This is a genomic window from Bradyrhizobium pachyrhizi (genome assembly GCF_001189245.1).
Taxonomy (GTDB): Bacteria; Pseudomonadota; Alphaproteobacteria; order Rhizobiales; family Xanthobacteraceae; genus Bradyrhizobium; species Bradyrhizobium pachyrhizi.
Genome location: NZ_LFIQ01000120.1, coordinates 21,320 through 39,185 on the forward strand (window position 1 = coordinate 21,320; position 17,866 = coordinate 39,185).

Sequence of the window (17,866 nt, forward strand, 5' to 3'; positions counted from 1 at the left end):
TGAGCGCGCTGCCGGTCATCAAGGGCGAGCGCCGCGCCAGCGCGGCGCCGTAGCAACGCAGGGCTCACGGCCCGGCAGACACCCACGCGGTCGAGATGATCCCATTCGCGTCGAGCGCGATCCGCCAATGCGAGGCACCGTCGGCGTGCCGCACACTGTAGACATCCTCGCCCTGCGCGCCGACGCCGAGAAAGCGGGTCGATTCGATCGCGCCGAGGTCGGCGAGGAAAGGCTGCAGGTGTGGCAATTGCTCGCGGGTCGCCGCGGCGAGCGCGGGGGCCATGTCCGCATAGTCGGGCTGTCCCGAGGCGACCCCCTCGATCAGGCGGCGGAGCGCGGCCTCGGTTCCGGGAGCCGGCGACTGGTTCTTCACACGCTCCGCGGTGCGATTCGCAATCTGCTTCGCGATTGCAGCGCTAATGCGAGGCATCGGCTTGTCGCCATTTTGATGCAGGATCAGTGACGTCGCCTGACCGTCAGCCGCGATGACGAAGCTGATCTGCGCGTCGACCTCCCTGGCTAAAAACTCGGTCTGGCTCTCCGCAAAGAACGGTACGGCACGCTGCCCGGTGAGCTGTACAGCCAAGTGGTGATCCTCGCGCATCACACTGAGGACGGCCTGCTCGCTGAGCTGGTAGAAGCCCGCATAGCGGTCGAGCACCGCCGCAGCGACTGCGATCTCTTGCCGCACCGCGGCCGGCGGCGATCTCGGAGCGGAAGCCGGCACATCGGCAGATCCGCCGGCGGCCTGTATCCGCGCCGCCAGCGTGTTCCAGTCGCGCTGGCCGAACAGTTTGGCGATCAGCTCCAGGCTGTCGCTGTGGGTGAGGGGGATCGATTTGGCGCCGAGCGCATCGCGTAGCGTCTGCGCCATGGTCTTGGCATCACGAAAGTCGCGCATGGGATCAACCTTTGCATCGACGAACGGAAAGCGTCAGGGGCTTGCGTTGCTGACCCGTTCGTGCGGGCAAAGGAAGCCTGAAACATGGCTTGATACCTTCACCGTCCCCGGGGCGGGGTGCAAGCGGCGGGTGGTATCGACCCTGCCAAATGTTCGCCGGGGACGAGCATTTTGTCAATTGCAACTGGTTGTGATCGCACGCGTGCTCTCGACATCCTGCCGTCAAATCGGCAACCATGGCGTCCGTTGCACAGCGCCGGGAGGACGTCGTTACATGAGCAAGCCGATCAAGACCGAAGCCGAACTCATCGCGATGGCGCGGGCCGAGCTGAGGGCCCATGCCGACTGCCCCGACGGCATCGATATCTCCGTGCTGCGCGACGGCGACAGCTGGGAGTTTCGCGCCAGCGCCAATGACGCCACGGCGGCGAGGCCCGGCTATCCCGAATGCGTCGCGATGCTGGTGCAGATCGGCGACCACCTCAGCAAGCAATATGACGTGAAGGAGTAACGGCGACCGCGAAGCGGGGGGATCGATGGACCGCATCGACGCCATGAAGGTCTTCGTTGCGGCGGTCGACGAGGGCAGCCTCGCCGGTGCCGGGCGGAAGTTGCGGCGCTCGCCGGCAGCGGTCAGCCGGGCGATCGCTTTCCTTGAGCATCATGTCGGCGCCGAGCTGTTACATCGCACGACGCGCTCGCTGAAGCTGAGCGATGCCGGCCAGCGCTATGCAGCCGCATGCCGTCGTATCCTCAGCGAGCTCGAGGAGGCCGATATCTCGGCGGGCGGCGAGCGGTCGGTGCCGCGCGGCACGCTGACCGTCACCGCGCCCGTCGTGGTCGGCGAGGACGTGCTGCGGCCGGTGCTCGATGCCTTCATGACGGACTATCCGGCGGTGTCGGTACGGCTCGTGATGCTCGATCGCACCGTCAATCTGATCGACGAGGGGATCGACGTCGCGCTGCGCATCGCCCATCTCGCCGATTCCAGTTTCATCGCGATCAAGCTCGGCGAGGTGCGCCGCGTGGTCGCGGCATCGCCCGGCTATCTCGCGCAGCATCCGCTGATCGCCGAGCCGGCTGATCTGGCGAAGCACCAGATCATCGCCATGACGCATTTCGGGCTCGACTCCTGGAGCTTCCCGCCGGCCGCGAAGTCGAAGATCGCGCGCGCGGTCCAGTTCACGCCGCGGCTGGTCGTCAACACGGTGCGCGCGGCGGTGGCCTCGGCCAGCGAAGGACACGGCGTCACCCGGCTGTTCTCGTATCACATCGCCGAGGAAATCCGTGACGGGCGGTTGCAGATCCTGCTCGCCGGCGACGAGCATCCTCCGCTGCCGGTGCATCTTTTGGCGCCGCAGGGCCGCTTCGACGTGCCCAAGGTGCGCGCCTTCGTCGATTTCGCGACGCCTCGGCTGAAACGCTATTTCGAGCGGCTGTCGCGCGAGGCCAGCAAGGCCGGCGCCATTCGTTCGCGCCGCGGAAGGGTGTCTGCCGAATAGCGGGCATTCGCGCGGAAAGCGGATGTATCTAGCTTACTCTCCATCGAAGCGGCACTGGGTCGCTTCAGCAACAGATGGAGAGAGATCATGGGTGCAGAGCAGAAGGTTGCCATCATCACCGGTGCGTCGCAGGGCCTCGGCGAGGCCATCGTCAAGGGCTATCGCGACCGCAACTGGCGCGTCGTCGCCAATTCCCGCAGCATCAAGCCGTCGACCGACAGCGACGTTCTGACCGTCGCAGGCGACATCGGCGATCCCGAAATCGCCGACCGCATCGTCAAGCAGGCGCTCGGGCGCTTCGGCCGCATCGACACGCTGGTCAACAATGCCGGCATCTTCCTGGCCAAGCCGTTCACCGACTACACCGACCAGGACTACGCGCAGGTGCTGGCGACCAATCTCAACGGCTTCTTCTACATCACCCGCCGCGCCGCCAGGGAGATGGTGAAGCAGGGATCCGGACACATCGTGCAGATCACGACCAGCCTGGTCGATCACGCCAACAGCAACGTGCCCTCGGTGCTGGCCTCGCTGACCAAGGGCGGCCTGAACGCCGCCACCAAGTCACTCGCGATCGAATATGCCGCCAAGGGCATCCGCGTGAACGCGGTCTCGCCCGGTGTGATCAGGACACCGATGCACGCGCCGGCAACGCACGACTTCCTCGCCAAGCAGCATCCGGTCGGACGCATGGGTGAAGCCAAGGACATCGTCGACGCCGTGCTGTTCCTGGAAGGCGCGGGCTTCGTCACCGGCGAGATCCTGCATGTCGACGGCGGCCAGAGCGCCGGTCATTAACGAGCACGATCCGGAGAGTGCCATGCCTATCGTCACCATCCAGGTCACGCGTGAGGTGACGGCGCCGGGTGCGTCGTCCACCACGCCGGAGCAGAAGGCTGCATTGATCAAGGGCGCCAGCGAGCTGCTGCGCGACGTGCTCGGCAAGCCCATGGAGTCGACGTTCGTCGTCATCGAGGAAGTCGACACCGACAATTGGGGTTGGGGCGGGCTGCCCGCGCTGGACTATCGCAAGAAGCTCGCTGCAGCTGCGGCGTCCAAATCTTCCCACTGAAGGCTTTCCCCAAACCGAATGTGCACCTCTCCCCGATCGGGAGAGGTGAGCCGTGATCGCTGCGAGCGATTGCTGCGATCGCAACTAATCATTTTTCATGAACGGCCGGAGGGCCTACTGCGATGTCCATGTCAGCCAATGTCGATCACCACCGGCGCCATCACGCCGAGCCGCGCCGCGATGCCGGCGGGCCGCTGTGGCTGTCCGCGGCCGCGGGGCTGTGCGCCTCGCTGGTCGGGCTCGGACTGGCGCGCTTCGCCTACACGCCGTTGATCCCGGCATTGATCGCCGCAAAGTGGTTCACGCCGGCGGAAGCGGTCTATCTCGGTGCCGCCAACCTTGCCGGCTATCTCGCCGGCGCGCTGATCGCCCGCGATGTCGGCGCGCGGATCGGCTCGGTGTGGGCGCTGCGCGGCATGATGGTGCTCGCCGCGATCACCTGCTTTGCCTGCGCGGTGCCGATCTCCTTCATCTGGTTCTTCGGCTTCCGCTTCCTCGCCGGCGTCAGTGGCGGCGTGATCATGGTGCTGGCGGCAACGGCGATCCTGCCGCATACCGCGCAGAGCAAGCGCGGCCTGATCGGCGGCGTGATCTTCGCCGGCGTTGGCCTCGGCGTCGCCGCGTCCGGCACGCTGGTGCCGCTGTTGCTTCAGCAGGGCGTCAAGCAAGCCTGGTACGGTCTTGGCGCGTTGTCGGCGGTGCTGACACTGATCAGCTGGAAGGCGTGGCCCGCCGAAGCTCCCGCCGCGCGAGGCGTTGCGGAGCAGTCCGTCGTGTCGCACGGCGTGCGCTCGCCGCTGGTGATCGCGCTGTGCCTGGAATATGGCCTCAACGCGCTGGCGCTGGTGCCGCACATGGTGTTCCTGGTCGATTTCGTCGCGCGCGGGCTCGGGCAGGGGATCGCGGCGGGATCGCATTATTGGGTGCTGTACGGCTTCGGCGCCGTGGTCGGACCGTTGCTCACAGGACACCTCGCCGATCGCGCCGGCTTCGCCGCAGCACTGCGCGCGGCGTTCCTGATCGAGGCCGTTGCGGTTGCGCTGCCTGCCGTGACGAATTCGCCCGCCGCGTTGATCGTGTCGAGCCTGATCGTCGGCGGCTTCACGCCCGGCATCGTACCGCTGGTGATCGGCCGCATCCACGAGCTGATCCCGCATTCCGCGGCGAGCCAGCGTTCAGCCTGGGCGCAGGCCACCACGACCTTCGCGCTGTTCCAGGCGGCGGGCGCCTACGGCCTGTCCTGGCTGTTCGCGCGCAGCGGCGGCGACTATGCGCTGCTGTTCGTGATCGGCGCGGCCGGAGTGGCCGTCGCGTTAGCGATCGAACTGTTCGGCGTCGTCGGACTGCGGCACAAGTCCAGCTAACCGCGCAACGTTTTGGTCAAGGCCGCGACGAGGCGATCGACATCGGCCTCGTCGTTGAAAACGTGCGGCGAGATCCGCATCCGGCCGAGCCGCAGCGCGACATGGATGTTCTCGGCGGCGAGGCGCGCGATCAGTTCTTTCGGGATGCCGCCCGCCATGCCGAGGCTCAGGATGTGCGGCGCACGTACGCTGCGCGCCGGCACGTTGAGCCCGAGGTCACGCACGCCGCCCGCGATCCGCTCGTTGAGCATCGCGAGCCGCGCGCTGACGGCAGCGGCGCCCCATTCCGCCATCATCTCCATGCCGATCGAGGCCATCTCCAGCGTGATGAAATGATCGCGCTCGCCCATGTCGTAACGCGTGGCGTTGTCGACATAGGCGAGATCGCCGAAATAGACCGGGTTCTCGGAATTCACGTTGCGGCGGCCGCTGGAGGTCTGCTCCAGCGGCACGCCGTTCTGGTGGCGTTTTGCAATGTAGAGGAAGGCGCGGCCGTAGGGGCCGATCAGCCATTTGTAGGTCGGAAACATCACGGCGTCGGGGTCGAGCCTTGTCACGTCCATCGCCACGACACCCACGCTCTGCGTCGCGTCGATCACGAACATTGCGCCGTGCCGCCGCAGCGCGGCCTGCACCTTGTCGACGTCGATCATGCCGCCGTCCGACCAGTGCACCGAGGAGATCGAGGCGAGGCCGACCGGCGGCGCGCCTGGCCGCTCGATCGTTGCAAGCATTGCCGATGTCCAGTCGCCATCGGCGGGCTGGCGCACGGTGTCGACGACGAAGCCCTGCGCCTCGGCGCGGGCGTGCCATTCGAGGACCGGCGAGGAATGGTCATTCTCAAGCACGATGACGCGTGAGCCGCGCGGAATGCTCAGCGCCTTTGCTACCGTCGCGACGCCGTAGCTGATCGCGGGGATCAGCGCGACATCGTCAGGTGCGGCGTTGATCAGGCGGGCCGCCGCGCTACGGGCGCGCTCATGCTGGCGGCCGGCGAAGCCGGGATCGATGGTCCAGGGCTGGCCCTTGCGTCCGACCGCTGCGCGGCCGGCCTCGAGCGTCTTCAGCGGCAGCGGGCTGTAGGACGCCGAATTCAGGTAGCAGACCTCGCGTGGAATCTCGAACAGATGGCGCTGGGAGGGAAGCATGTCGTCTCGCGGCTGGAATTTGCGGATCATGACGTGACGCGGAAGAGCGCGCGCTCGGCCGTCGTACTGGTCCGGCCCCATCGCCCAAGGCGCCTGGTCGTAGCCGTTGGCGAAGGTGCGGTTGGTCTGCGCCGGGTTGCGATTGACCAGCGGCCGCAGATACATCGGGTGGGTAGCGCTGCGCACCTCGTGCTCGACGGTGAACAGATGCCGGCCGTCGGCCGGATCGACGATGTCGCAGAAGCGGTACTGGTACTGGTTGTCCTCGCGGGAGACCAGATTGCGTTCGCGCAGTCGCTGGTAGGGGCCCGAGAAGTCCGTGATGTAGATCTGGATGTGATGGCCGTCGAATTCGCCCTGCGCCGCGTCGCTCTCACGGAAATGCAGATACTGATCCTTGCCGACTTTTGCGCGCGCGACGACGTCGTCGCCGTTCAGAACGCTGGCAGGGATGCCCATGATCTCAGGATAGAACCTGCTGATCGCCTCGGCCGTGCCGCGCGGCACCTTGAACTCGACATAGGGCATGCCGAGCGCGATGCGACCGAACCGTTCGGCGTCCGGTTCAAAGCAGCGTAGCCGGTTGCCCCAGGGGCAGATGGCCTCGACGTGATCATTGCGCTCGCGATAGCTGAACGCGGTGCCCTCGAGCTTGGGCGCGACGGCGGCGAGCCGCTGCAGCAGGGCCTGCCGCCCGGCGATCACGATGCCGGTGTGGCCGCGCAGCACCTGCTGGCGGCCGCTCGGCAGATGAAACTGGCTGCGGCCGACATTCACCCACATGTTGCTGTCGGAGACCATCAGATAGGGATCGCGGGTCAGCCCGGTGCCGGCGACGTAGAACAGCGTGGCGAGGCGCTGGTCCGGCACCTGCACGTTGACATGTTCGAGATGGATGGCGTTGCCGAGATCTTCTGCGGCGCGGTCGAATGGCTGCTGCACGACGCGGCTCCCTGGATGCGGTGCGGCGCATGATAGTGCAACGGTGTGGCCGATCCAGCTGACGGGCCATGAATGTTTCGCAGGGCGCTACCCCCCGTAACTCTGCACCAGGCTGCCGGCGACCAAAGCCCAGCCGTCGACCAGCACGAAGAAGATCAGCTTGAACGGCAGCGAGACCACCACCGGTGGCAGCATCATCATGCCCATCGACATCAGGACCGAGGCGACCACGAGGTCGATGATCAAAAACGGCAGGAACAGCAGGAAGCCGATCTCGAAGGCGCGTTTCAGCTCGGAGATCATGAAGGCCGGCACCAGGATACGCAGCGACATCTCCTCCGGCGTCGCCGGCGGCGGCTCGCCGGAGAGGTCCATGAACAGCTTCAAATCCTTCTCGCGGACGTTCTTCTGCATGAAGCCGCGCAAGGGGACCGAGGCGCGCTGCAACGCGTCCTCGACGCCGATCTGGTTGGCGACCAGCGGCTTGATGCCGTCGTCATAGGATTTCTGCAGTACCGGCCCCATCACGAAGGCGGTGAGGAACATCGCAAGCGCGATCATCACCGAGTTCGGCGGCGCGGTGGCGGTGCCGAGTGCGGTACGCAGCAGCGAGAGCACGACCACGATGCGCGTGAACGACGTCATCATGATCAGGATCGACGGCGCGATCGACAGCACCGTGAGCAGCGCAATCAGCTGGATCGCGCGCTCGGTCACGCCGCCATTGCCGCCGCCGAGATTGATGCTGATATCCTGCGCCATCGCCGGATCAGCGAGGGATCCGGCGGCGATCAGGACAGCGATGAAAAAAACTCTACGCGGGACTGCCCCTGGCCTCACGAAGGATTCTTCGGTCGGCCGAGCAGCGAGGCCATCTCGTCCTCGAGATTTTCGAACCCGCTCTTCTGTCCGCCGGCGGGCGGGGCGGGCGGCTCGCTGCGCTGCGGGCGCGCCGGCGGCGCCTCGGGCGCAACCGGCGGCGCGACGGTCTCGCCGGCGCCGGTCGGGCGGCGCAGCGCCGCTTCGAGCCGTTGCGCCATCTCGGCGAGATTGGCGTCGGCGTTCGATGGAGGCGGCGGAGCTGGAGGCCCCTGCGTTGCAGCCGGCGGCGGTGCCTGGGGAGGCGGTGGCGGCGGCGTCACGGCGCGCTCGGTTGTGCGCAGCGGCGGCGGCGCCTTCGGCGGCTCGGCGGCGCGCGGCGGACGCGGGACGACCGGCTCGGAGCGCGGCGGCAGGCGTGGCGGCATCGGATCGGGCCGCGGCTCGCCGCGTTCGGGCGTGAAGCCCGCGAGCGGATCGCTGCGACGCTCGGCGATCGGCGGCGGGGGCCGGCGCAGCTCGTCGGCGAAGGAGGGCCGCGTCTGACGCGGCGGCAGCTCCGGCTCGGGAAGGTCGAAATTGTCGGAGCGGGCGGCTTCGCTCTCGTTCCAGGCTGCATCCGGAAGCGGCGCCACGCGCGGCGGCGCGGCATCGGCTGCGACCGCGGGCCGGGTCGACATTTGATCGCGCGCGGGCATCGCGCGGACGATATTCGGCTCGACGACGATATCGGTGGGGCCGCCGATCATCAGGAGATGCTCGATGTTGTCGCGGCGGACCAGCACCAGGCGGCGCCGTCCGTCGACGGCGGCAGCGTCAATCACCGCCAGGCGCGGCATGCGCCCGCGGTTGGCGTTGGCCCCGAGGCGGTTTCCGGCGAAGCGGCGGACGAGCCATGCGGTCACGCCGATCAGCGCCAGCACGACAACGAATGCCAAGACGAATGTAATGACCTGCATATTGGAGTCCCCGGCCATCTTGGCCTTCCTCAGCTTTCGCCATCAACGAGCGCGGATTGATAGGTGCGGTTTGCGCAGCGAATCGCGCCCGAGATTCGCCTTATTTCTTAATTCCCAGCGGCTTGCAGCCCACTGTTCTATTAATAAACCAAGAATCGCTTGTCCCAAAACGACTTCTCAGTGCCCCACACTGTCTTGGTTTGTGCTGGTTAACGCAGCATTCGTGGCGAAAATGCGCTCGCAGGCTGCAGTTGCGGCGTTCTCCACGGATCCGTCCGGCATTTTAACCACCCGTTAACCATACACCGGGCAAATTCTGCCTACCTCGGAAGAGCCCAGAGGTTAACGGAGCCGCGGCGATGGCCATGAACGATCTCCCGATCCTGTCGGCGTTGCGCACCAAGATGCAGTGGCACCAGGAGCGCCAGCGGGTGCTCGCCGAGAACATTTCCAATTCCGACACCCCGAACTTCCGGCCGCGCGACCTGGTCGAGCCGAAGTTCGACCGGGCCGGCGCCACGGTTGGCGGCGGCGTGGGGACGCTGCCGATGATGCAGACCAGCGCCACCCACATGGCGGCGTCCGGGGCGCCCGACAGCTTCGACAACGATCGCGGCAAGAGCGGGTTCCAGACCCGCCCGGCCGGCAACGCGGTCAATCTCGAGGAGCAGATGCTGAAAGTGTCGGCCAACCAGATGGACTATGCGGCCGTCACCTCGCTCTACAGCCGTAGCCTGCATCTGCTGAAGGCTGCGATCGGCAAGGGCTAGAGCAAGGGTTAGCCCGCCTGACGGCGGCAGGAGGATCCCATGGCAGATGGAACAAGCGATTTCGCCCGCTCGATGAGCATCGCAACCTCAGGCCTGCGCGCGCAGGCGGGACGCATGCGGGTGATCTCGGAAAATATCGCCAATGCCGATTCGACGGCGCAGACCGCGGGCGGCGACCCCTACCGCCGCAAGGTGCCGACCTTCTCATCCACGCTCGATCGCACGCTCGACGCCCAGGTCGTGGCGCTGGGCCGGATCCGCCCCGACCAGTCTTCGTTCCGTGTCAAGCACGAGCCGGGCAATCCGGCGGCGGACGCCTCGGGCAACGTCAAATATCCGAACGTCAATGCGATGGTCGAAATGACCGACATGCGCGACGCCCAGCGCTCCTACGAGGCCAACCTCAACATCATCAGCGCGACGCGGCGGATGATCCAGCGCACGCTCGACATCCTCAAGTCCTGACGCAACAAGAACAGGGAACATAAATCATGGCTTCACCGACAGTTGCCGCCAACGCCTACGCCAACCTCGCCAAGATGATGGAGCGCGGCGGCGCCGAGAAGGCCGGGCAGGCCGTCGCCGGCCCGTCCTTCAGCGCGCTGCTGAAGGACTCCGTCGGCAGCGTCCTGGAGGCGGGCAAGAAGTCCGACGCGCAGACCATGGCGATGGCCTCGGGCAAGGCGAACGTGATGGACGTGGTGACGGCGGTCGCCGACACCGACGTTGCGGTGTCGACTCTGGTCTCGGTGCGCGACCGCGTGATCCAGGCCTATGAAGACATCATGAAGATGCCGATCTGACGTCCCTTGCGACGCCATCCCGGGGCGATGCGCAGCATCGAGTCGGGATCTCGAGGTTCCGGGTTCGATGCTTTGCATCGCCCCGGGAACGACGGTGCAAACAACTGACAGCGAGAACTCAACAATGACCGGCCCCGAAACCCTCGACGTGGCGCGCGATGCGATCTGGACCATCGTGGTGGTGTCGTCGCCCCTTATGGTGGTCGGCCTCGTGGTCGGCGTCGTGGTGTCGCTATTCCAGGCGCTGACGCAGATCCAGGAACAGACCCTGATCTTCGTGCCGAAGATCCTCGCGATCTTCGTCACATTGCTGCTGGCGCTGCCGTTCATGGCGGACTCGCTCTCCAGCCACATGATGCGGATTTCATCGCGAATCATCGGCGGTTGATGCACTAATGCCGCGGTCATGCGCATCGATGTCTCCCTGCTGCCGGCGCTGGCCGCGATCTTCGTGCTGGTCTTCGCGCGCGTGGGCGCGATGGTGATGCTGCTGCCCGGTTTCGGCGAGAGCAACATCCCGGCGCGGGTCAAGCTGTCGATCGCGCTATTGCTGACGCTGATCATCCTTCCCCTGCATCGCAACGCCTATCATGTCGATCTGACGTCGATCTCCTCGCTCGGCGTCCTGATGGTGCATGAGCTCATCATCGGCATCGTGCTCGGCGCGACCGCGCGGGTGACGCTGTCGGCGCTCAACGTCGCGGGTTCCGTGATCGCGCAGCAGCTCGGCCTCGGCTTCGTCACCGCTGTCGATCCGACCCAGGGGCAGCAGGGCCAGATCATCGGCAACTTCCTCACCATCCTCGGCCTCACGCTGCTGTTTGCGACCGACAGCCACTATCTCGTCATTGCGGCGCTGAGCGAGAGCTACCGCATCTTCTCGCCGGGCGAGATCATGCCGACCGGCGATGTCGCCGCGCTTGCGACGTCGGCCTTCTCCGCTGCCTTCAAGATCGGCCTGCAGCTGTCCGCGCCGTTCCTGGTGTTCGGCCTCGTCTTCAACATCGGGCTTGGCGTGCTGGCGCGGCTGATGCCGCAGATGCAGGTCTATTTCGTCGGCGTGCCGCTCTCGATCATGGTCGGGTTCCTGATCTTCGGCGTCGTGCTCGCCGCGATGATGAACACCTATCTCGACTATTTCCTCGGCGTCATGCGCCAGCTCGCTCCGATGAATTAGGAGGAGAAGAAGTGGCGGACGATACCGAGGACAAAACAGAAGACCCTACGCAAAAACGTCTCGATGAAGCCCTCGAGAAAGGTGACGTCGTCAAGAGCCAGGAGGTCAACACCTGGTTCGTGATCGCCGGCGGCACCTTGGTGCTGTCGACCTTTTCGGGCTCGATCGGCAGCGGCATCTTGATGCCGCTGCGCAACCTGATCGCCAATTCATGGATGATCCGCACCGACGGCGCCGGCCTGCTGGCGCTGACCCAGTCGCTCGGTTACGCGGTGGTCGCCGCGATCGGCGTGCCGTTCCTGATGCTGGCGCTGGCCGCGATCGCGGGCAACATGGTGCAGCACCAGCTGGTGTGGTCGGGCGAGCAGCTGAAGCCGAAATTCTCCAAGATCTCGCCGGCCGCCGGCTTCAAGCGGTTGTTCGGCAAGCAGGCGGTGGCGAATTTCCTGAAGGGCCTGTTCAAGCTGATCGCGCTCGGCGCCGTGATGGTCGCGGTGCTGTGGCCCGACCGGATGCGGATGGAATCCTTCCTGCGGGTCGATCCGGCCGAGCTGCTGCCCGCCATCACCGGCATGACGGTGCACCTGCTGGCGGCGGTGGTGGCCATCCTCGCTGCGGTCGCGATCGCCGATTACTTCTTCCAGTACCGGACCTGGTACGAGCGTCACAAGATGTCGCTGCAGGAGATGAAGGAGGAGTTCAAGCAGTCGGAAGGCGACCCGCACGTCAAGGGCAGGATCAAGCAATTGCGGGTCCAGCGCGCCAAGAAGCGCATGATGGCCCAGGTTCCGAAGGCCTCGGTGATCATCACCAACCCGACCCACTACTCGGTGGCGCTGGCCTACGACCGCAGCATGTCGGCGCCGATCTGCGTCGCCAAGGGCGTCGACAATCTTGCCTTCAAGATCCGGGAGATCGCCAAGGAGCACGACATTCCGATCGTGGAGAACGTGCCGCTGGCCCGGGCGCTCTATGCGACGGTCGGGCTCGACCGGGAGATCCCGGTCGAGCACTATCACGCGGTTGCCGAAATCATCGGCTACGTGATGCGGCTGAGGCGCGGCCTGTCCGGCCTGCGGCAGTAAGGGGCGGAAAACCCGCTTGAAATGCGCGTAACTTGCGAAATTGACGCCTGATGGACTTGCGTTTTCGGGTCCGATTCAGGCACTCAGGGGCGAGGTGGCCGGCCGGTCGCCTTCGTGATGCAGACGAGCCATGTCTCTCCAGATGACCGCCGATAGCAACGATCCTTCCGTGACCGAGCCGTTCGTGGCCCACGGGCCAGCGCGGCGGAACGGCAGCATCCTGCTGGTGGTCCTGATCGCCGCCGGCATCGTCGCGGTGGCGGTCTGGCTGATGACCATCGGCCGCACCGAGGCGCAGCCCTATATCCTCGGCGTGCTGGCGCTGCTCGCCACCGTCGGGCTGTTCAACCTGTTCGCCCTTGCCGCCGGCATCATCCGCTTCTCCGACCGTGCCACCGATGATCCGGTGATGGCGCGGATCGCCGACCAGGCCCAGGAAGGGCTCGTCGTCACTGACTCCCGCGGCCACGTGGTCTATTCCAACGCCGCCTATCTCACGCTGACCGGCGCGGCCGGGCCGCAGGACGTCCGTCCGGTCGAGCGCGTCTTCATCGGCAACCCCGACGTCTCCGAGGCCGTATTCCGCCTCTTGAAGGCTGCCCGCGAGGGCAAGCGGCAGCAGGAGGAGGTCCGCGTCGCCGGCCACGAGGCCGGGCAGGGCCGCTGGCTGCGCCTGCGCGTACGCCCGCTCGGCGAGGGCAAGCGCGATGCGAAATACGCGGTTTGGTCGATCGCCGACGTCACCCGCGACCGCGAGCGCCAGGAAGACGTGTTCCAGGAGCTGCGGCACGCGATCGAATATCTCGATCACGCGCCGTGCGGCTTCTTCTCGGTCAATCCGGCCGGCGAGATCGCCTATGTCAACGCCACGCTGGCCAACTGGCTGGACTACGATCTGGCCGAGATCGGCTCGGGCGGCCTGAAACTGACCGACATCGTCTCGGGCGACGGCGCGGCGCTGTTGACCTCGATTGCGGCGGTGCCGGGCGAGGTCAAGACCGAGGTGTTCGACATCGACCTGCGGATGCGCGGCGGCAAGACCGTGCCGGTGCGGCTCTATCACAAGCTCGCCTTCGGCGCCGACGGCGCGGCGGGCGCCTCGCGCACCCTGGTGATCAGTCGCGCCCGCGACGAGCATTCCGATCCGGAGCGCGCCGCCGAGGTGCGCTTCATGCGCTTCTTCGACCATACGCCGATGGCGATCGCGACCGTCGATCGCGGCGGCAATGTGGTCGGCGCCAATGCGCGCTATGCCAAGCTGGCGCAGGGCCTGAACGGCGACGGCAGCGCCGCCAGGTCGATCTTCCGCGCGGTCAATCCGCGCGACCGCGGCCTGCTGATCGCCGCGATCAACCAGGCGGCCGAGGGCCAGGGCGACATCGCGCCGGTCGAGGTGATGCTCGACGGGCCCAAGGAGCGCTTTGCCCAGTTCTTCGTCACCACCGTCGAGAAGGACGAGCGCGACGCCGAGACCGCGATCGTCTACATGCTCGAGACCACCGAGCGGCGCGCGCTGGAAAACCAGATCAACCAGTCGCAGAAGATGGAGATGGTCGGCCAGCTCGCCGGCGGCATCGCGCACGACTTCAACAACGTGCTGTCGGCCATCATGATGGCCAACGACTTCCTGCTGAACGCGCACAAGCCGACCGACCCGTCGTTCCAGGACATCATGCAGATCAAGCAGAACGCCACCCGCGCCGCGACGCTGGTGCGGCAGCTGCTTGCATTCTCGCGCCGCCAGACGCTGCGGCCGCAGGTGCTCGATCTCGGCGATGCATTGAGCGACCTCACCATGCTGCTGCGCCGGCTGATCGGCGAGAAGGTCAAGCTCGACCTCGTGCATGGCCGCGACCTGTGGCCGGTGAAGGTCGACGTCTCGCAGTTCGAGCAGGTGGTGGTCAATCTCGCGGTCAACGCGCGCGATGCGATGCCCGACGGCGGCAAGCTGATCATCCGCACCGCCAACGTGCCGACCGAGGAGGCCGCCCAGCTCGCCAACAAGGGCATGCCGGCGGCGGACTATGTGAAGATCGAGATCGCCGACACCGGCACCGGCATTCCGGCCGAGATCATCGACAAGATCTTCGAGCCGTTCTTCTCGACCAAGGAAGTCGGCAAGGGGACCGGCCTCGGCCTGTCCACGGTCTACGGCATCGTCAAGCAGACCGGCGGCTTCGTCTATGTCGATTCCGTGCCGGGCGGCGGCACCACGTTCCGGATCTACCTGCCGCGGCATCGCCAGGAGCAGGAGGTCGCACCGGAGGCCCAGGTCGGCAACGGTGCGGCCAAGGAAACCGCCGCCGCCACGGAGGCCGCCAAGCCGAAGCCGGATCTGACCGGGCAGGGCACCATCCTGCTGGTGGAGGACGAGGACGGCCTGCGCTCGCTCAATGCGCGCGGCCTGCGTTCGCGCGGCTACAGTGTGATCGAGGCGGCGAACGGCGTCGAGGCGCTGGAGGCGTTCGAGGAGAAGAACGGCGCCGTCGATCTCGTCGTCTCCGACGTCGTGATGCCGGAGATGGACGGCCCAACACTGCTGAAGGAAATGCGCAGCCGCAACGCGGAGCTGAAGATCATCTTCGTCTCAGGCTATGCCGAGGACGCGTTCGAGAAGAGCCTGCCGGAGAACCAGCAGTTCGCGTTCCTGCCCAAGCCCTTCACGCTGACGCAGCTGGTCGCCGCGGTGAAGGAAACCATGACGGCGAATTAGCCGCGCGGCGAAGCGGGTTGCGGATTCACCTGTTCCAGGGAGGTGGCGGGCGGGTGCTGTTCCGGTTGAATCTCGACGGCATCTCGGGGTAGGACGCGGCGTCGCATCCACAAGGACCATAGTGTCACATCTCCGCGACCGAGGGCCGCAGCCGTGGTTCCCGTTTCCCGCTTCACTTTTAACCGGCCCTGCCCATCTTAGGGGCGTTTCCCCATGCCGGGGAATCCTTTGAGGAAACCAACATGAATTTCTCGCAACGCACGCGTGGAATTGTTCGGGCGATCGCCGTCGCGATGGCGCTGGCGCTGCCCGTGATGATGACCGTTTCGGCGGCCGACGCCCGCGTTGGCGGCGGCGGCTCGCGCGGCTCGCGGACATTCTCCGCGCCGCCCTCGACCAACACGGCGCCGGGCTCGGTTGCGCCGATGAACCGCACCTTCAGCCAGCCTGGTAGCCCGAACATGGGCTCGCCGGCGGCGGCGAATTCCGGCGGCCTGTTCGGTCGCGGCGGAATGGGCCGCGGCCTGCTCGGCGGCCTGGCCGCGGGCTTCCTTGGCGCCGGCCTGTTCGGCATGCTGTTCGGCGGCGGGCTGTTCTCGGGTCTCGGCGGCCTGTCGTCGATGCTCGGCCTCTTGCTGCAGATCGGTCTGATCGTGCTCGTGGTTCGCCTTGCGATGTCGTGGTGGCAGCGCCGCAACACGCCGGCGGCCGCCTATGCGAGTGGCCCCGACGTCGGCCCCGGTCCGCAGGCGAACGCCCGCTCGGGCTTCGGCTTCGGCCTCGGCGGCGGATCGAATGCGCCGGTCGAGATCGCGCCGGGCGACTATGAGACGTTCGAACGGCTGCTCGGCGACATCCAGACCGCGTGGTCGAACGAGGACATCGCGAAGCTGCATACGCTCGCGACGCCGGAGATGGTGTCGTACTTCTCGAAGGATCTCGAGGAGAACAAGGCGCGCAACGTCACCAACAAGGTGACCAATGTGAAGCTGCTGCAGGGCGATCTGGCGGAAGCCTGGCGCGAAGGCGACAGCGAGTATGCGACGGTCGCGATGCGCTACTCGCTGGTCGACACCGTGCTCGAGCGCGGCACCGGCCGACAGGTCGGCGGCAGCACGCAGCCGGAGGAGGTCACGGAGGTCTGGACCTTCGTGCGCCAGCGCGGCGGCAATTGGGAGCTTTCGGCGATCCAGCAGACCAACTGATCGGTTGCCGGAGACGACAGATACAAGGCGCCGCGGCCTGGTCCGCGGCGCCTTTGCTTTGTGCCTTCATTCACATGTCGCGGCGCCGGAATATCCGGAGGGCCTGCGGGTTGATCTCAGCGGACCATAACAACCATCGGGAGGATTGAGATGAAGATCGTTGCGCATATTGCGGTTCCGGCCTGTCTTGCGTTCGTCGTCGTGGCGGCGCCGCCGGCGGCGGCGCAGACCGCCGACACCAGCTTCTTCCTGACCAGCAACGGCATCGGCAACGGCGGCAATCTCGGCGGGCTCGCCGGCGCCGACAATCATTGCCAGACGCTGGCGCAGGCCGCCGGCTTCGGTGCGCCGAAGACCTGGCGCGCCTATCTCTCGACCCAGACGGCCGACGGCAAGGCAGCGGAGAATGCGCGCGATCGTATCGGCAAGGGACCGTGGAAGAATGTAAAGGGCGTCGTGGTCGCCAAGGACGTCGCCGACCTGCACAGCGCCGGCAACAATCTCACCAAGCAGACCGCCCTGTCCGAGAAGGGCGAGGTCGTCAACGGTGCCGGCGACACGCCGAACCGCCACGACGTGCTGACGGGATCGCAAGCAGACGGTACGGCGTTTGCGGCCGGCGAGGACCGCACCTGCAAGAACTGGACAAGCAGCACGCAAGGCGCCGCGATGCTCGGGCATTTCGACCGCAAGGGCCTGCGCGACGACGAGCCGTCAAAATCCTGGAACACGTCGCATCCCTCGCGCGGTCCCGACGGCGGCTGCTCGCAGGCTGACCTGAAGAGCACCGGCGGCGACGGCCTGCTGTACTGCTTCGCGGCGAACTGAGGGAGCGCATCTGCTGCAAGCGCAGCGAAGCAAAGCAATCCATCCTGCCGTGGGTGCGGAGCGATGGATTGCTTCGTCGCTCCGCTCCTCGCAATGACGGGATAGTGCGATCGCGCTCAGCTCTTCCTGCGCTTGACGGTCTTCTTTGCGGTCTTCTTGGCAGCCTTCTTTTTCTTCGCGGTTTTTTTCTTGGCCGCGAAATAGGCTTCGACCTTCTTCGAGGAATGTCCGACGGCTGCGACCGCGGTCTTGAGCCGGGCAGGGGTCACCTTGAACTTCTTCGACCAGTAGCGGACCTCGTAGGGCTCGCTGATCGCGATCCGCGCGCGGTCGGCGGCCTTGTGGCGCTGCTCCTTGAAATGGGCTTCCACCTTCTTGGCGGAATGCCCGACCTTCTTGACGGCGGCTTTCAGCTTCGCCGGCGTGACCTTGAACTTCTTGGACCAGTACGCAACTTCGTAGGACTCGCTCAACGCGATCAGAGCGCGATCCGCCGCGCCCCGCTTCTTCTTGCTGTCCGCCATCAGATGATCCTTCATCGAAGATTCGACGTTGGAACCTTAGCAGCCTCTGTGCGG

The 17,866-nt window shown here is 66.2% G+C and carries 19 protein-coding genes; 14 read left to right on the forward strand and 5 right to left on the reverse strand.

Annotated elements, in window-relative coordinates; translation table 11 throughout:
• Positions 1 to 64: 64 nt before the first annotated feature.
• Positions 65 to 874, reverse strand: coding sequence for a glyoxalase superfamily protein (locus AKL29_RS37275; RefSeq protein ID WP_430648910.1), 810 nt, complete (start codon positions 872 to 874; stop codon positions 65 to 67).
• Between the two features lie 301 nt (positions 875 to 1,175).
• Here AKL29_RS37275 and AKL29_RS37280 point away from each other — a divergent pair, with 301 nt between their 5' ends.
• The 5 genes from AKL29_RS37280 (at position 1,176) to AKL29_RS37300 (ending at position 4,839) form a co-directional block, all read left to right on the forward strand.
• Positions 1,176 to 1,412: a hypothetical protein gene (locus AKL29_RS37280; protein WP_050387620.1), complete on the forward strand. Its 237-nt coding sequence runs from the start codon at positions 1,176 to 1,178 to the stop codon at positions 1,410 to 1,412.
• Positions 1,413 to 1,437: 25 nt separating this feature from the next.
• Positions 1,438 to 2,403 (forward strand): LysR family transcriptional regulator, encoded by a 966-nt coding sequence (locus tag AKL29_RS37285; protein ID WP_050387621.1) that lies wholly within the window; start codon positions 1,438 to 1,440, stop codon positions 2,401 to 2,403.
• An 87-nt stretch (positions 2,404 to 2,490) separates the two neighbouring features.
• Complete coding sequence (locus tag AKL29_RS37290; protein WP_028337159.1) at positions 2,491 to 3,201, forward strand: SDR family NAD(P)-dependent oxidoreductase; 711 nt, start codon at positions 2,491 to 2,493, stop codon at positions 3,199 to 3,201.
• Positions 3,202 to 3,223: 22 nt separating this feature from the next.
• Positions 3,224 to 3,475, forward strand: a complete 252-nt coding sequence (locus AKL29_RS37295) for a tautomerase family protein (protein ID WP_050387622.1) — start codon at positions 3,224 to 3,226, stop codon at positions 3,473 to 3,475.
• Positions 3,476 to 3,597: 122 nt separating this feature from the next.
• The gene (locus AKL29_RS37300; RefSeq protein ID WP_244482639.1) at positions 3,598 to 4,839 is read left to right on the forward strand and encodes a YbfB/YjiJ family MFS transporter; all 1,242 of its coding nucleotides are present in this window, start codon (positions 3,598 to 3,600) and stop codon (positions 4,837 to 4,839) included.
• Here AKL29_RS37300 and AKL29_RS41405 read toward each other — a convergent pair.
• The 3 genes from AKL29_RS41405 to AKL29_RS37315 all read right to left on the reverse strand — a co-directional run bounded on the left by AKL29_RS41405 (position 4,836) and on the right by AKL29_RS37315 (position 8,707).
• Positions 4,836 to 6,929, reverse strand: coding sequence for an aminotransferase class V-fold PLP-dependent enzyme (locus AKL29_RS41405; RefSeq protein WP_082190808.1), 2,094 nt, complete (start codon positions 6,927 to 6,929; stop codon positions 4,836 to 4,838). The two genes, AKL29_RS37300 and AKL29_RS41405, sit on opposite strands and share 4 nt — an antisense overlap.
• A gap of 87 nt (positions 6,930 to 7,016) precedes the next feature.
• Positions 7,017 to 7,769, reverse strand: coding sequence for a flagellar type III secretion system pore protein FliP (gene fliP / locus AKL29_RS37310; RefSeq protein WP_063709685.1), 753 nt, complete (start codon positions 7,767 to 7,769; stop codon positions 7,017 to 7,019).
• The gene (locus AKL29_RS37315) at positions 7,766 to 8,707 is read right to left on the reverse strand and encodes a flagellar biosynthetic protein FliO (RefSeq protein ID WP_028337154.1); all 942 of its coding nucleotides are present in this window, start codon (positions 8,705 to 8,707) and stop codon (positions 7,766 to 7,768) included. The genes fliP and AKL29_RS37315 overlap by 4 nt, the downstream gene beginning before the upstream one ends.
• Before the next feature lie 359 nt (positions 8,708 to 9,066).
• Here AKL29_RS37315 and flgB point away from each other — a divergent pair, with 359 nt between their 5' ends.
• The 9 genes from flgB (at position 9,067) to AKL29_RS37360 (ending at position 17,288) form a co-directional block, all read left to right on the forward strand.
• Positions 9,067 to 9,477, forward strand: coding sequence for a flagellar basal body rod protein FlgB (gene flgB / locus AKL29_RS37320; RefSeq protein ID WP_050387623.1), 411 nt, complete (start codon positions 9,067 to 9,069; stop codon positions 9,475 to 9,477).
• Between the two features lie 39 nt (positions 9,478 to 9,516).
• Positions 9,517 to 9,942 carry a flagellar basal body rod protein FlgC gene (gene flgC / locus AKL29_RS37325; protein WP_018272466.1) on the forward strand — a complete coding sequence of 142 codons (426 nt, stop codon included), beginning with the start codon at positions 9,517 to 9,519 and terminating at the stop codon, positions 9,940 to 9,942.
• 26 nt (positions 9,943 to 9,968) lie between these two features.
• Positions 9,969 to 10,280 carry a flagellar hook-basal body complex protein FliE gene (fliE, locus tag AKL29_RS37330; RefSeq protein ID WP_016844765.1) on the forward strand — a complete coding sequence of 104 codons (312 nt, stop codon included), beginning with the start codon at positions 9,969 to 9,971 and terminating at the stop codon, positions 10,278 to 10,280.
• A gap of 124 nt (positions 10,281 to 10,404) precedes the next feature.
• Positions 10,405 to 10,668 carry a flagellar biosynthesis protein FliQ gene (gene fliQ, locus AKL29_RS37335; protein ID WP_016844766.1) on the forward strand — a complete coding sequence of 88 codons (264 nt, stop codon included), beginning with the start codon at positions 10,405 to 10,407 and terminating at the stop codon, positions 10,666 to 10,668.
• An 18-nt stretch (positions 10,669 to 10,686) separates the two neighbouring features.
• Entirely contained in the window at positions 10,687 to 11,457 is a 771-nt protein-coding gene (gene fliR / locus AKL29_RS37340; RefSeq protein WP_016844767.1) for a flagellar biosynthetic protein FliR, read from the forward strand.
• Positions 11,458 to 11,468: 11 nt separating this feature from the next.
• Entirely contained in the window at positions 11,469 to 12,542 is a 1,074-nt protein-coding gene (gene flhB / locus AKL29_RS37345; RefSeq protein ID WP_050387624.1) for a flagellar biosynthesis protein FlhB, read from the forward strand.
• A 142-nt stretch (positions 12,543 to 12,684) separates the two neighbouring features.
• Positions 12,685 to 15,255, forward strand: a complete 2,571-nt coding sequence (gene cckA / locus AKL29_RS37350; RefSeq protein WP_050387625.1) for a cell cycle histidine kinase CckA — start codon at positions 12,685 to 12,687, stop codon at positions 15,253 to 15,255.
• A 242-nt stretch (positions 15,256 to 15,497) separates the two neighbouring features.
• Positions 15,498 to 16,460: a Tim44 domain-containing protein gene (locus AKL29_RS37355; protein ID WP_050387626.1), complete on the forward strand. Its 963-nt coding sequence runs from the start codon at positions 15,498 to 15,500 to the stop codon at positions 16,458 to 16,460.
• 150 nt (positions 16,461 to 16,610) lie between these two features.
• Positions 16,611 to 17,288, forward strand: coding sequence for a hypothetical protein (locus AKL29_RS37360; protein ID WP_050387627.1), 678 nt, complete (start codon positions 16,611 to 16,613; stop codon positions 17,286 to 17,288).
• Positions 17,289 to 17,404: 116 nt separating this feature from the next.
• Here AKL29_RS37360 and AKL29_RS37365 read toward each other — a convergent pair whose 3' ends face one another.
• The gene (locus AKL29_RS37365; protein WP_050387701.1) at positions 17,405 to 17,812 is read right to left on the reverse strand and encodes a DUF3606 domain-containing protein; all 408 of its coding nucleotides are present in this window, start codon (positions 17,810 to 17,812) and stop codon (positions 17,405 to 17,407) included.
• Positions 17,813 to 17,866 lie beyond the last annotated feature (54 nt).

Coding starts and splice junctions, on each gene's coding strand:
- AKL29_RS37275 (WP_430648910.1), bottom strand. CDS start 874: ATGGCGCAGACGCTACGCGATGCGCTCGGCGCCAAATCGATCCCCCTC.
- AKL29_RS37280 (WP_050387620.1), top strand. CDS start 1,176: ATGAGCAAGCCGATCAAGACCGAAGCCGAACTCATCGCGATGGCGCGG.
- AKL29_RS37285 (WP_050387621.1), top strand. CDS start 1,438: ATGGACCGCATCGACGCCATGAAGGTCTTCGTTGCGGCGGTCGACGAG.
- AKL29_RS37290 (WP_028337159.1), top strand. CDS start 2,491: ATGGGTGCAGAGCAGAAGGTTGCCATCATCACCGGTGCGTCGCAGGGC.
- AKL29_RS37295 (WP_050387622.1), top strand. CDS start 3,224: ATGCCTATCGTCACCATCCAGGTCACGCGTGAGGTGACGGCGCCGGGT.
- AKL29_RS37300 (WP_244482639.1), top strand. CDS start 3,598: ATGTCCATGTCAGCCAATGTCGATCACCACCGGCGCCATCACGCCGAG.
- AKL29_RS37315 (WP_028337154.1), bottom strand. CDS start 8,707: ATGCAGGTCATTACATTCGTCTTGGCATTCGTTGTCGTGCTGGCGCTG.
- flgB (WP_050387623.1), top strand. CDS start 9,067: ATGGCCATGAACGATCTCCCGATCCTGTCGGCGTTGCGCACCAAGATG.
- flgC (WP_018272466.1), top strand. CDS start 9,517: ATGGCAGATGGAACAAGCGATTTCGCCCGCTCGATGAGCATCGCAACC.
- fliE (WP_016844765.1), top strand. CDS start 9,969: ATGGCTTCACCGACAGTTGCCGCCAACGCCTACGCCAACCTCGCCAAG.
- fliQ (WP_016844766.1), top strand. CDS start 10,405: ATGACCGGCCCCGAAACCCTCGACGTGGCGCGCGATGCGATCTGGACC.
- fliR (WP_016844767.1), top strand. CDS start 10,687: ATGCGCATCGATGTCTCCCTGCTGCCGGCGCTGGCCGCGATCTTCGTG.
- cckA (WP_050387625.1), top strand. CDS start 12,685: ATGACCGCCGATAGCAACGATCCTTCCGTGACCGAGCCGTTCGTGGCC.
- AKL29_RS37355 (WP_050387626.1), top strand. CDS start 15,498: ATGAATTTCTCGCAACGCACGCGTGGAATTGTTCGGGCGATCGCCGTC.
- AKL29_RS37360 (WP_050387627.1), top strand. CDS start 16,611: ATGAAGATCGTTGCGCATATTGCGGTTCCGGCCTGTCTTGCGTTCGTC.
- AKL29_RS37365 (WP_050387701.1), bottom strand. CDS start 17,812: ATGGCGGACAGCAAGAAGAAGCGGGGCGCGGCGGATCGCGCTCTGATC.